Raw genomic sequence first — 12,161 nt, 5'->3', positions numbered from 1 at the left:
ACAGCAGGAGGACGCCCGGGAGCGGAACGCCGGGGCCGACTCGGTCCTGATCCGCTGCACGCGCGCTGTCAGTGTACCGGTGTGCGGCCGTGTCGCCGTCAGCTGACGAGGACTTGAGTGGAGGACTCCTTCAGCTTCGCGTTCGCCCACCGCATCTGGCGCAGGGTGTCGGGGTGGCAGGACTGGACGGTCGCGAGGAGATCGGTGTCCTTCAGCCCTTGCGCGGCCTGGCCGAGCATCTCCCAGTCCACCGAGAGCCCGGCCGCCTTGATGTAGACCTCCCGGAGGTCCCTCAGCAGGAGCAGGGCCACCTGTGGTTTTCGGCCGACGAGCTCGCTGGCCCTGTCCCGCAGGCGTTCGGCTGTCTTCAGCTCGTCCACGGGGTCGGGATCGAGCCGGACGCCGAATCGTTCGCCGATGTCCGCGAGGGTGCGGACATGCCGCTGCGACCAGCGGGCCAGATCCCGGGCGACGTGGTAGATCTCATGGTCGACCTTGTGGCGTTCGGAGACGCGCAGCAGCTCGTGCGCGAGGTCGTTCTCGTCGCGGTGCAGTTCGTGCAGCAGCAGCCCGATCTTCATCGCTCGCCTCCCTCGCCCGACGGGCGCGGATCCTCTTCGGCGTGTGCGCCCTCCCCGCCGGTGGTCACGGGCACGCGCGCGGCCACCGGGGTGGAGGCCGTCGTGGTCGGAGCGGGTGAGGGTCCGTCGGTCGTGGTGACGCGGTGGAGGGCGGCCGCCGCGGTCTTGAAGATCGGCTGCTTGGACGCGGGGTCCCAGTCGGTGAGGGTGAGCTCGTTGGCGGCCCGGCCCGCGTGGGCGGGTTCGTGTCCGGCGTCCGTGTCCCAGTAGCCGTAGTGGAAGGGGAGGAACAGCACGCCCTCGCGGATGCCGCTGATGCGCAGCCTGGCCCGGACGCTGCCGCGGGGTGTGGTGACCTCCATCAGATCCCCCTCGTCCAGTCCCTCCGCGCTCGCGTCGCGGGCTGAGATCTCCACCCACACCTCCGGGGCGGCGGCCTGCAGTTGGGGGGCGCGGGCGGTCTTGGTGCGGGTGTGGAAGTGGTAGAGCGTGCGGCCGGTGATCAGTACGTACGGGAAGTCCTCGCCGGGCTGTTCGTGGGGCGGGAGGAAGCCGGCTGCTTTGAGCATGGCCTTGCCGTCGGGGTTGAGCGCCTTGTACTCGGCGGGTTCGAGCGGGGCGCCGGTGAGCAGGTCCCGGCCGTAGCTCTCGCAGTACTCGGGGTCGCTGAAGAACGCGCCGTCGGCGTAGAGGCGTTCGGTGCCGTCCGGGTGCTCCTCGGTGCACGGCCACTGGATGCCGCCGCGCTCGCGCAGCTTGTCGTAGGTGAGGCCGGTGTAGTCGCACGGCCGGCCGCGGCTGCATTCCTTCCACGCCTCGAAGGCCGATTCCGCGTCGTGCCACTTCACCAGCGGCCGGCCGTCCTTGTCGCGCAGGTCCAGGCGGCGCGCGTAGTCGATGAAGATGTCCAGGTCCGCACGTGCCTGGCCGGGAGGATCGACGGCCTTCTCCGACAGGTGGACCGTGCGGTCGGCGTTGGTGAAGGTGCCGGTCTTCTCGCCCCAGGTGGCGGCGGGCAGCACCACGTCCGCCAGCTGTGCCGTCTCGGTCAGGAAGAGGTCCTGGACCACCAGGAACAGCCGCTTCTGGGCAAGTACGGAGCGGATGCGGCTCAGCTCCGGCAGGGACACCGCGGGGTTGGTGGCGCTGACCCACAGCATGCGGATGGACCCGTCCTCCGCGTACCGCATCATCTGCATGACGTGGGTGGGTGGGGAGTAGTGCGGAATCCGCATCGGGTCGATGTTCCACACGCGGGCCAGGTCGGCCACATGTGCGTCGTTGGACCAGTTGCGGAATCCCGCGAGATCACCGTCCGCGCCGCACTCGCGGGTGTTCTCCGCCGAGGGCTGGCCGTTCATCTGCAGCAGACCGCAGCCGGGCCGGCCCAGCATGCCGCGGACCAGGTGCAGGTTGTTGACCTGGACGGCGGCGGCGGTGGCCTGGTGGGACTGGTAGAAGCCCTGGAGCACCGTGGACATCAGCCGCTGCGCGGTGCCCAGCACGCGGGCGGCCTCACGGATCCGGTCGGCGGGCACGTCGCAGATCTCCGCCACGTGCTCGGGCGGATAGTCCTCGACCCGTTCGCTCAACTCGTCGAAACCCACGACGTGGGCGTCGATGTAGTCGCGGTCGATCCAGCCGTTGGCGATGATCTCGTGCAGCAGGCCGTTCATCAGCGCCACGTTCGTCCCCGGGCGGGGTGCCAGGTGCACGGTGGCCGCCCGTGCCACCGGCGTCGTCCGGGGGTCGACGCAGACCAGGGCGGGCGGGTTGGGTCCTGCCAGCCGGTCCAGCACCCGCGCCCACAGCACGCTCTGCGTCTCGGCCATGTTGTGGCCGAACAGGGCGATGACGTCCGCGTGGTCGATGTCGGCGTAGGAGCCGGGCTGCCCGTCACAGCCGAACGACTCCTTCAACGCCGCCGCCGCGGTCGCCGTGCACAGCCGGGTGTTGCCGTCCACGTGGTTGGTGCCCAGCCCGCCGTGGGCGATCACCCCCAGCGTGTAGTACTCCTCGGCGAACAGCTGCCCGGTGGTGTAGAAGCCGATCGCACTCGGTCCCTGCTCCTCCAGGAGTTCCCGGGTCCGTGCCACGACGCGGTCCATCGCGGTGTCCCAGTCGGTCTCCACCAGCCTGCCGTTCTCCCGCACCAGCGGCCGCGTCAGCCGGTCGGCGGAGGCGTTCGCCTGCCACCCGAACAGGTCCTTCGGACCCAGCCGGCCGTGGTTGACCCGGTCGTGCGCCCGGCCCCGCACCCCGACGATCCGGCCGTCCTTCACCGCGATGTCCATCGCATCCCCGTTCGAATGCAGGATGGACGCCGACGGCACCCACCGGTCCACCTGCTCGGCGCTCACGCCTTCCGCCAGGTGGGTGTCCACCCGCACCGGCCAGGGCATGCCCGGCCCGTACGGCGTCCGGCTTCCCCACGGCTCGGCGATCGCGTCCCTGCGGCCCACGGCCACCATCCCCTTTCACACGTAGCGTCACACGTAGCGCGCGTCATGCCGGCGCGGCGATGACACGGGCGATGGGTACCCGGACCGGACGGGACGATTTCCCGCAAGGAAGAACTCCCCGGCCGGACGGCCGGTGCCGTCACAGCTCCCGGCGCACTCCGGCTTCCTTGATGACGTCGGCGAACTGGTGCCCGGAGGTACCGTCGAAGGCTCCGGCCCCCGAGCCTCGCCGCAGCGTCGGCAGCACCGCACGGTGCCTGACGTCTTCGACTTCGAAGGCCAGTGCGGCGTACAGCGCGACAGCGGTGAGCACCAGGCCCGTGATGCCGGCCGCCTCCTTCCACGCCGTGCCGCCGGACAGGTGGTAGGCGCCGGTGAGGAAGAAGCGCAGTGACGACGTGACCAGGACCACGGAGGCGACGAGTTTGTCGGCTCCGCCGGCCGTGACCGGTATCAGCAGCGCGAGCCCGGCCAGCAGGAGCAGCAGCCCGGCGGCTTCGCTGGTGGCCCCCGGCGGACCGCTCGCCATGATCGCACCCATCGCCAGCCAGGTGCCGGCCAGCACGCCCATGCCTGTTGCCGCGACGGCGTCACGGCACAGGAACCCCAGCACGCTCGCCAGCGCCTGCACCGGGAAGACGAAGGCCAGCAGCACCAGCGCGACCGCGTGCGACTGAGCCGCCGGAACCCAGCCGAGCTGCAGCCCCGCCAGGACGAAGGTGCCACCGGACAGCCCCACGAACCCCAGGGGCAGAGGACTGCCCACGGGACGCACGACAATGCGCGAATAAGGCTCTCTCGCCTCCTCCCGCGCACTGTCGGGCCGTTCCCCACCGGTTCCCGCGGGCCGGGCGCCGGGGTGCGCGCCCCCGTTCGCGGAATTGACCATCTCGGGCTCCACGGCGTTGATTCCTGGACTCGTCCCTTCCTACCCTGGATCGACTTCTTGCGCCTTCTGGGGTTCTCCGGTGGATGGCTCACGCGGTGCCGAGCCGCTTGCCCAGCCATGGGAGCACCTGGGAACACGCCGGACCTGTCCGATGACCCGGAGCAGTCGTCTACGGCGGGGCTGGTCCATCGGGCGGGTCGACGGGCTGAAAGGACATGTTCCTTTCACGGCCGGGCAAGCAGACGGGCATGCTGAACGTCCTGCTGACGGTGGTCGGTGCCCTGGCCTCCGGGCCGGCGGACCGCGTCGCCGGCTGGTACCTGCGGCGCGTCCTGGAGCGCTGTCCCGGTGACCCGGTGGTGGGGACCGCCTTCCGCTCCGTACGGGGCCCCTGCGCACCCGTCACCAGCCTGTTCGCCCCCTCCGTGGCCCGTGCCGTCCTCCTCCGGCCGCCCATGCCGACGCCGGCCGAGCCGCCGACGTCACCGGAGGAACCCGGGGCCTGAGGAAGTGCGGCAGCCGATGGTCTGTCCGGCTGTCCGGCTGGGCGGGCGGTCGCAGCCTTCTGGGCCTGGCGGGGGACGGTCTGGGCCTGGTGGGGGACGGTCTGGGCTTGGCGAGGTGCCCGTGCACCGTGAAACGGGGCACGCCGAATCCGCCGGGGATCTGCTGGACGGCCTTCTCCCGCTCGTCGTCGTGGAGCCGCTGGACGAGCACGGCCTGGTCCGCGGTGAGCTCGGCCTGCGCCCGCCGTCTGTTCCGGCGGCGGATCCAACGCGTTCGGCGCGGGATTCCATCTCCACGCTCACGTCACTCCGCCCCGGTGGGCAGAACCCACGCCGAACCCTACGGCCCGCACGGGGCCGCCCAGCTGATCAGAGAGGCTGGCGAGGTGCCGCGAGTACGTCCTTGAGCACCTTCTCGAGCGTGACGCGGGCCAGTTCGCGTCTCAGGGTCTCCTCGATGTCCTGGTAGATGCCCTGCATTGCCGGCTGGATGCCGTGACCCACCACGCATCCCTGGTCCGGGGTGGCGCGGTGCATCGCGAACAGCGGGCCGGGTTCCACTGCCTCGTACACGTCGAGCAGGGTGATCGACCCCAGCTCGCGCGCCAGCGACCAGCCCGCGCCCGCGCCCCGCCGGGACTCCACGAGCCCGGCCCTGCGCAGCTCGCCGAGCAGCCGCCTGATCACCACGGGGTTGGTGTTCGCGCTGGCTGCGATCTGCTCGGAGGTGGCGACCTCGTGGCCCTGGCGCTGGTAGAGACCGATCCAGGCCAGCGCATGGGCGGCCATGGTCAGCCTGCTGTTGGCGCTCATGATCCCTCCTCCGGTCGCAACGCTCCATGTTACGACAGTGCAGTCGCAACCGTGAAGGTTGCGACAATCTGACGTAACGATTATTGTTACGACGGCCGGAAAGGGTCGATCAAGGGCAAGCGCGGACCTGAGCGTGTTGCGAACTCAAAGGAGAACGGGAATGGAAAGCAACGAAAAGATCATTCGCGAGGCTTACCGGCTCGCGGAAGGGAACGTTCTCGACGGTGACGGTTTCCTGGCCTTGTTCACCGAGGACGGGTCGTTCAACGACATGTCGACCTCGCAGAGTTTCCGCGGAGAGCAGATTCCTCAGGTGATCGCGGGCCTCGCCCGCTCGTTCCCCGATGTACACCGTGAGCTGCTCGAGGTGCATGTGTTCGGTGATGTCGTCGCCGTCGAGTTGCGGATCCAGGGCACGCATCTCGGAGGGTTTCCGACTCCGGCCGGCGAGATCCCGCCGACCGGGAACCGGATCGACGTGCCGGCGGCGGACCTCTGGTACCTCCGTGACGGAAAGGTCGAAAGGTTCAACTGCTACAACTCGATGAGCGTGTGGCTTGATCAAATCGGGGTCCACCCCGACTTCAAGTCCGCAGTCGAAGCCGCCGGGACAGCAGCCACGACGGCGTAACTCTGCCGGTCAGCGCCGAGTATGCGACAAGACGCTCCCTTCTTCGGGCCGCATACCCGGCGCTGCTTCCTGAACAAAGGTGTTGTTCGCACCCAACCGCCGACACGACCCGGCAGGCCGGCTCATCGAGTGTCAGCAGACCTGGCCGGCAGGTAGGGCGACGACCCACATCGAGTGACGTTCTCCGGGCCCGCCTCCACGAGACACACGGCTGCGACGAGACCCCACCCCGAAGATCATCGAGGTACGCGGGGATCGAGGTACGCGGGGCCGGACCGCCCTTCCCCATGCCGCCGAGCCCTGCGCATCCGACGCCGACCGTGGACGAGTTCCACGCGTGCGCGGACCGTGGAGGGCTCGGCCTGCCATGAGTCCGTGACGATCACGAGAACCGGCGCGGAGACCGGCGCGGAAACCGGCGTAGGAGACGGCACCACTCGCGCCCCTTGCTCCGCCCTTGGGCAGGACGACGACTCCCAGCTCGAGGCCTTGCGGGCCACGGCATCCCGAAGGACGAGAGCTTCAGCGAGAAGATCAGCACCCGCGTCCGCGGAGGGCCCGGTTCGAGGAGGCGCTCGTACGGCGCGGGAGGGCAAGGCCCACGCCCCGCACTGCCGCGTCATCTTCACCGTGCGCGAGACGAAGCGGCTCGGCCGCGACGCCGCCGGACTCACCGCGCTCGCCGACCACCTCACCGCCCACGGCCTGGTCCTGGAGATGCTCGCCGGGCCCCCTGCCCGGCGTCTACGGCCCCACCGGCCCCGGCAAGCTGCTGTTCGCGTTCTTCGCGGCGATGGCGGAGACCGAACGGGAGAACATCCCGGAGTCGACGCTGGAGGGGCTCGACACCGCGGCCCGCAAGGGCGGGCACGGCGGCCGGCCCCCGGTCATCACCGCCGACATGCTCCACACCGTGCTCCGCCGCCGCGCGGGCGGCGAGTCCGTCGAGCAGATCCAGCCCGACCTGATCATCCCCACCGGCAAGCGCAAGGGACAGAACCCCTCCGTCGCCAGCATCCACCGGGCGCTCGCCGAGCACGCCGAGCGCGAGGCGTACCCCGAAGCCGTCTAGTAGTGCTTCGTTACGTTGGGTGATCTCGGCTGATGGTGGGCAGCCTCCCAGGGTGAAGCTGGGGGAGGTGGAACGGCTCCGGGGTGAGTTGGCGGAGTTCGTTGCCGATGTGTTCGGGTCGCTGCCGCGGCGGGATCAGCGGCGGTGGGGCGAGTGTTATCTGCGGGGCCTGATGCTCGACGGCCGGCGCAAGTCGATCCAGCCGATGGCCGAGCGGCTGCCGGACGGGAACATGCAGGCTCTGCAGCAGTTCGTGAACCAGTCGCCGTGGGATCCGCTGCCGGTCAGGCAGCGGATCGCCGAGCGGCTGTCCGAGGTGATCGGGCCCGAGGTGTGGGTGGTCGACGATGTGTCGTTCCCCAAGTGCGGCACCGCGTCGGTGGGGGTGACCCGGCAGTACTGCGGAGCGGTCGGCAAGCGGGCGAACTGCCAGGTCGCGGTCAGTGTCCATGCCGCCACCGACACCGCGTCGTGTCCGCTGAACTGGGAGTTGTATCTGCCACGCGAGTGGACGGATGCACCGCAGCGGTGCCGCAGGGCAGGAGTGCCCGACGAGGTGGTGCACCAGGAGAAGTGGCGCCTGGCGCTCGGCCTGCTCGACACGCTCGACGAGTGGCAGCTGAAGGCTCCGGTCGTGGTCGCCGATGCCGGCTACGGCGTCAGCACCCCGTTCCGGCTCGGTCTTCAACAGCGCGGGCTGTCCTATGTGCTCGCGCTGACCGGGAAGGAAGTCGCCCACCCGGAGAATGCCGAGCCGTACCAGCCCGCTTACAGCGGGCTCGGCCCGCCGACGCTGCCCCGCTACCGCACTCCACCACGAGCCGTCTCGGTCCTCGCGGCCGAAGCCGGTGTCGGCCGGTTCGCCGAGGTGACCTGGCGTCAGGGCAGCAAAGGCGCGATGATCTCCCGGTTCGCGGTCCTGACGGTGCGGCCCGCGGGTAAGCAGTCCCTGGCCGCGGCCCAGGAGGCGGGCGGCGGCCGCAACCGATGGGACGGCGTCCTGCCCACCCAGACCCTGCTGGTTGAGTGGCCGGACGGCCAGGACGCTCCGACCGGCTACTGGATGTCGAACCTGCCCGCTTCGACCCCGGTCGCCGACCTGGTGCGATGGGCGAAGATGCGCTGGCGGATCGAACACGACTACCGCGAACTCAAGCACGGCCTGGGCCTGGACCACTTCGAGGGCCGCACCTGGCGCGGCTGGCACCACCACGTCACCCTCGTCACCGCCGCCCAGGCATTCCTCACCCTCCGGCGGCTCGACCCAAAAGCCCACACACCGGCCTGACCCTCTACCAGGTCCTTGACGTTCTTCAAGACCTGCTGAGGTGCTGGACCGGTGCCTGCGCCACCTGCGGCCGCCCTCTGCCCAGCCCACGAACCCGCCACAGACAGCCCAGAACCTAACGAAGTACTACTAGGCCGCGCACGCCGACTTCACCGCCCTGAAGGCCAGGGACGTTCCCGCGGGTCCCAGCACTGCCCCGGCACTGACGTAAGCGCGCTGTCGGCCGGATGTCAGTCAGCTGACGGAGGCTGTCGGCACGGCGGCCGAGCCATTCTCGTGGAGACATCGAATCCGCCCGGTACCCGGGTGAGACCACGAGGAGCGGACCATGAACACCATCGCGCAGCACTGGATCAACGGACAGTGGACCGGCTCCGGCTCGGTTCTGGAATCGATCAACCCGGCCGACGGCACCGTCGTCGGCTCGTTCTACGACGGTGGCGAGGCGGAGGCCTCGGCCGCCGTGGACGCAGCCGCCGCCGCGTTCGAGGCCACCGAATGGGCGCGCACTCCCTCGCTCCGGGCGACCGCGCTCAGCCGGCTGGCCGACGCCCTCGAGGCCCGGGTGCCCGAGGTCGCGGCCATGTTGTCCCGGGAGAACGGCAAGCTGCTGGGTGAGACCACGTGGGAGGTCAGCGGTGCAGTCGGGTGGCTGCGGTACGCGGCGGCCTCTGCGCGCACCCAGACCGCCGGGCGTGCCGCCGAGACGGCACCCGGCCAGTACACCCACTCGGTGCCCGAGCCGCTCGGTGTCGCCGGGATCATTTCTCCCTGGAACTCCCCCGTCATGCTGACCGTGCGGGCACTGGGCCCGGCGCTGGCCGCCGGCTGCACCGTCGTGGTCAAACTTCCGGCTCAGACGGCACTGACCAATGAGCTTTTCGCGCAGGTCCTGGCCTCGGTCCCGGAGATCCCGGCGGGCGTGGTCAGCGTGTTCACCGAGTCCGGCAACACCGGGGCCCCGTTCCTGGTCTCCTCGGACAAGGTCGCCGTGATCAACTACACCGGCAGTACGCCGGTCGGCCGCCGTATCGCGGCCGCGGCCTCCACCACGCTCAAGCGGCTCGGTCTGGAACTGGGCGGCAAGGCGCCGATGGTGATCCTTCCCGACGCCGATCTGGACATGGTGATCCCGACCGTCGTGCAGTCGCTGGTGCTGATGAACGGGCAGTTCTGCTGCACCGGCTCCCGCGTACTGGTTCACCGGGACATCGCCGACCAGGTGCGCACCCGGCTCACCCACGCGCTCGCGCAGGTGCGGCTCGGGTCGGGCGACGACGAGAAGGCCCAGCTCGGCCCGGTGATCGACCGGGCGTCCGCCCAGCGGGTGGACGCGATCGTCGAGGAAGCCACCTCGTACGGCACGGTACTGCTGCGCGGCGGTGTGGTCACCGACGGCCCGCTGGCCGCCGGCGCGTTCTACCGGCCGAGCCTGGTCGAGGTGGACCGCACCGACGTCCGGATCGTGCAGGAAGAGGTCTTCGGTCCGGTCCAGACGTTCGAGATCTTCGACGACGAGGACGACGCCGTGACCAAGGCGAACGCCACCATCTACGGCCTGGCCGCCTCGGTGTTCAGCTCGGACTCGATGAAGGCCCGCCGGATCGCCCGGCGCATCCGCACCGGCACGGTATGGATCAACACCTGGGGAGCCATCAGCGAGGACTTCGAGGAGGGCGGCGTCAAGGGAAGCGGCTACGGCTACCTGTGCGGCCCGCGGGCGATCGAGGAGTTCCAGGCCCTCAAGGTGTACGTGGAGCAGGACCACACCCAGTCCGCTCACTGATCAGATCATCACCTGGCCCGGCGCCCGCCTGGGCGCCGGGCAGCCCTCCTGCACAGGAAGGGTGCGCCATGGCCTCGATTCTGATCACCGGAGCGACGAACCCTCCTGGTCTCGCTCTGGCTGAGGGGCTTGCGGAAGCCGTGCACCCGTTGCCTCTGCACGGTCGTGTCCCGCAGCGACTGGTGCCGATCGCGCTGAGCGCCGGGCTGCTCACCCGGCAACCGCTGGCGCTGTTGCGCGCGGGCAGCCCGTCGCGCAGCGCCGACATCGCCTCGGTCGCGCAGGAACCGGTGGAATCACAACGATACGCAGCATGTCGATTCGGAGCGGTCCATGAACGAGAGAAGTGTTTCCCATGCCTACGGTGCCGACGATCCCGGACTGCCGAGCCCACCGGCAATGACGGACATCCGGCACACGCCCCGGGAGCAGAGCCGGAACGCGTCCGCGAACGCCGAACCCCGGCTGGACCCCACCGTTCCGGCCGCCGTCCGGCGCTGGAAGCTGTGGCTCCTCACCGTGTGCGGTATCTACCCCACCATCGTCCTGCTGGGCCTGGCCACGAACCCTGTTCTGGAGGATCTGTACCTGCCGGTGCGACTCGCTGTACTCGTCCCGGCGGCGGCGGCAGCGATGGTCTGGCAGATCAATCCCCGACTGCAGCGGCATTTCGGAGCGTGGCTCACCAGATGACGAACAGCCCGACTCCGCCGCCGGTGTGCTCCGCGGCGCCCGCACACCACAGACCACTGCGCAGGCTCACGGCGCGAGGCCGCGACGAGACCCACCGCGGCGTCTCCTCACTGGAGCTCTTCTTCGACCTGTGCTTCATCGTGGCCATGGCCCAGGCAGGCGCCCAGCTGGTGCACGCCATGGTCGAGGGACACACGGGCGAGGGGATCCTCAACTACTTGATGATCTTCTTCGCCATCTGGTGGGCGTGGATGAACTTCACGTGGTTCGCCTCGGCCTACGACAACGACGACGTGCTGTACCGGATCGTCACGCTGATCCAGATAGCCGGCGTGCTCGTCCTGACGGCGGGCGTCTCCCAGGCGTTCGAGGAACACGCGTACCTGGTCGTCGTCCTGGGCTATGTGATCATGCGGCTCGCCATGACGGCGCAGTGGCTGCGCGTGGCGTGGTCGAGCCAGGGCTCCGAGCGGACGATGGCGCGGCGGTACGCCATCGGGCTGTGCCAGATCGGCTGGCTGGGGCTGCTGGCCCTGCCGGAGGCCGGCCGCCCGTGGGTCTTCCTGGTGATGGCGCCACTGGAGATGGCCGTACCGCTGTACGCGGAGCGGGCCCACCCCACGCCGTGGCACCCCCGCCACATCGCCGAACGGTACGGGCTGCTCACGCTCATCGTGCTCGGCGAGACCATCGCGGCGGCCACCGTCGCCGTGAAGTCGGGGATCGGCGAGCACGAGGCCCTGGGTGAGTTGCTGCCCATCGCCGCCGGCGGACTGCTGATCATCTTCGCCGCCTGGTGGGTGTACTTCGCGGTCCCCATCCACGGGCACCTCCGGTCCAGCCGGCAGTCCTTCCTCTGGGGCTACGGTCATTACCTGATCTTCGTCTCGGGTGCCGCGATCGGGGTCGGCCTGGAGGTGGCGGTGGAGCAGGCGGTGGGCAGGACGCACCTTTCGACGCTGTCGGCGTCGGCGGCGGTGACGCTGCCGACAGCGCTGTTCCTGCTCACGGTATGGGCGCTGCACTCGCGCTTCTACAAGGTGGGGATCGCCCAGCAGTCGGTGCTGCCGGCCACGGCGCTGCTGGTGGTCGTCTGTACGTTCCTGGGTCACTGGGCGGTGCTCGCGGCGGGACTGGTGGCGGCGCTGGCGGTGGCAGCCGGGGTGACGCTGACGACGCTCGGGGCGAGCCCGGAGCGCGGGAGGGGCGAGGAAGGCGCCGCGGTGCCAGTTCTGTGAGGACACCCCCGCCGCCGCGGAAACCTGGCCGGCACGGCGTACGACGGCGTCCGTGCCGTGCGCCCGGTGCACCCGCTCGACGACGGTGACACGTTGTCCACGCCGACGACGGGGACGCACCCGCTCGGCACCGCGGACCCGCCGGCCCTGGACAACGTCCTCACGGCGGGGCGCGGACGCGGTGACCCACGCGACCGTACGC

General features: G+C 70.1%; 11 protein-coding genes. 7 read left to right on the top strand and 4 right to left on the bottom strand.

Going from position 1 to position 12,161, the window contains the following annotated elements; all coding sequences use genetic code 11:
• Window positions 1-98 precede the first annotated feature (98 nt).
• The 3 genes from C1708_RS06460 to C1708_RS06450 form a co-directional block, all read right to left on the bottom strand.
• The gene (locus C1708_RS06460; RefSeq protein WP_106411741.1) at window positions 99-581 is read right to left on the bottom strand and encodes a hypothetical protein; all 483 of its coding nucleotides are present in this window, start codon (window positions 579-581) and stop codon (window positions 99-101) included.
• Window positions 578-2,983: a molybdopterin oxidoreductase family protein gene (locus C1708_RS06455; protein WP_502696116.1), complete on the bottom strand. Its 2,406-nt coding sequence runs from the start codon at window positions 2,981-2,983 to the stop codon at window positions 578-580. Before C1708_RS06455 ends, C1708_RS06460 begins: the two co-directional genes overlap by 4 nt.
• Window positions 2,984-3,182: 199 nt before the next feature.
• Window positions 3,183-3,932, bottom strand: a complete 750-nt coding sequence (locus tag C1708_RS06450) for a GPR1/FUN34/YaaH family transporter (protein ID WP_274543371.1) — start codon at window positions 3,930-3,932, stop codon at window positions 3,183-3,185.
• A 215-nt stretch (window positions 3,933-4,147) separates the two neighbouring features.
• On the opposite strand from C1708_RS06450, the gene C1708_RS06445 reads away from it, so the two are divergent.
• Window positions 4,148-4,438, top strand: coding sequence for a hypothetical protein (locus tag C1708_RS06445; RefSeq protein ID WP_502696054.1), 291 nt, complete (start codon window positions 4,148-4,150; stop codon window positions 4,436-4,438).
• A gap of 369 nt (window positions 4,439-4,807) precedes the next feature.
• Here C1708_RS06445 and C1708_RS06440 read toward each other — a convergent pair whose 3' ends face one another.
• Entirely contained in the window at window positions 4,808-5,251 is a 444-nt protein-coding gene (locus tag C1708_RS06440; protein ID WP_106411738.1) for an Rrf2 family transcriptional regulator, read from the bottom strand.
• A gap of 160 nt (window positions 5,252-5,411) precedes the next feature.
• Here C1708_RS06440 and C1708_RS06435 point away from each other — a divergent pair, with 160 nt between their 5' ends.
• The 6 genes from C1708_RS06435 (at window position 5,412) to C1708_RS06410 (ending at window position 11,959) form a co-directional block, all read left to right on the top strand.
• The gene (locus tag C1708_RS06435) at window positions 5,412-5,882 is read left to right on the top strand and encodes a nuclear transport factor 2 family protein (RefSeq protein ID WP_106411737.1); all 471 of its coding nucleotides are present in this window, start codon (window positions 5,412-5,414) and stop codon (window positions 5,880-5,882) included.
• A gap of 793 nt (window positions 5,883-6,675) precedes the next feature.
• On the top strand, window positions 6,676-6,954 hold the full coding sequence (locus C1708_RS34930; RefSeq protein WP_241911185.1) for a hypothetical protein: 279 nt from the start codon (window positions 6,676-6,678) through the stop codon (window positions 6,952-6,954).
• 52 nt (window positions 6,955-7,006) lie between these two features.
• Window positions 7,007-8,242 (top strand): IS701 family transposase, encoded by a 1,236-nt coding sequence (locus C1708_RS06425; protein WP_106411736.1) that lies wholly within the window; start codon window positions 7,007-7,009, stop codon window positions 8,240-8,242.
• 328 nt (window positions 8,243-8,570) lie between these two features.
• Window positions 8,571-10,028, top strand: coding sequence for an aldehyde dehydrogenase family protein (locus C1708_RS06420; protein ID WP_106411735.1), 1,458 nt, complete (start codon window positions 8,571-8,573; stop codon window positions 10,026-10,028).
• 399 nt (window positions 10,029-10,427) lie between these two features.
• A complete protein-coding gene (locus C1708_RS06415) occupies window positions 10,428-10,721 on the top strand; it encodes a putative antibiotic biosynthesis monooxygenase (RefSeq protein WP_198602414.1) in 294 nt (97 codons plus the stop codon).
• The gene (locus C1708_RS06410; RefSeq protein WP_106411733.1) at window positions 10,718-11,959 is read left to right on the top strand and encodes a low temperature requirement protein A; all 1,242 of its coding nucleotides are present in this window, start codon (window positions 10,718-10,720) and stop codon (window positions 11,957-11,959) included. Before C1708_RS06415 ends, C1708_RS06410 begins: the two co-directional genes overlap by 4 nt.
• Window positions 11,960-12,161: the final 202 nt, after the last annotated feature.

Origin of the sequence: Streptomyces sp. DH-12, assembly GCF_002899455.1 — a bacterium.
Classification (GTDB): domain Bacteria; phylum Actinomycetota; class Actinomycetes; order Streptomycetales; family Streptomycetaceae; genus Streptomyces.
This window is presented reverse-complemented; position numbering and strand designations above follow the sequence as displayed.

Coding starts and splice junctions, on each gene's coding strand:
- C1708_RS06450 (WP_274543371.1), bottom strand. CDS start 3,932: ATGGTCAATTCCGCGAACGGGGGCGCGCACCCCGGCGCCCGGCCCGCG.
- C1708_RS06435 (WP_106411737.1), top strand. CDS start 5,412: ATGGAAAGCAACGAAAAGATCATTCGCGAGGCTTACCGGCTCGCGGAA.
- C1708_RS06420 (WP_106411735.1), top strand. CDS start 8,571: ATGAACACCATCGCGCAGCACTGGATCAACGGACAGTGGACCGGCTCC.
- C1708_RS06460 (WP_106411741.1), bottom strand. CDS start 581: ATGAAGATCGGGCTGCTGCTGCACGAACTGCACCGCGACGAGAACGAC.
- C1708_RS34930 (WP_241911185.1), top strand. CDS start 6,676: ATGGCGGAGACCGAACGGGAGAACATCCCGGAGTCGACGCTGGAGGGG.
- C1708_RS06455 (WP_502696116.1), bottom strand. CDS start 2,983: ATGCCCTGGCCGGTGCGGGTGGACACCCACCTGGCGGAAGGCGTGAGC.
- C1708_RS06440 (WP_106411738.1), bottom strand. CDS start 5,251: ATGAGCGCCAACAGCAGGCTGACCATGGCCGCCCATGCGCTGGCCTGG.
- C1708_RS06410 (WP_106411733.1), top strand. CDS start 10,718: ATGACGAACAGCCCGACTCCGCCGCCGGTGTGCTCCGCGGCGCCCGCA.
- C1708_RS06415 (WP_198602414.1), top strand. CDS start 10,428: ATGACGGACATCCGGCACACGCCCCGGGAGCAGAGCCGGAACGCGTCC.
- C1708_RS06445 (WP_502696054.1), top strand. CDS start 4,148: ATGTTCCTTTCACGGCCGGGCAAGCAGACGGGCATGCTGAACGTCCTG.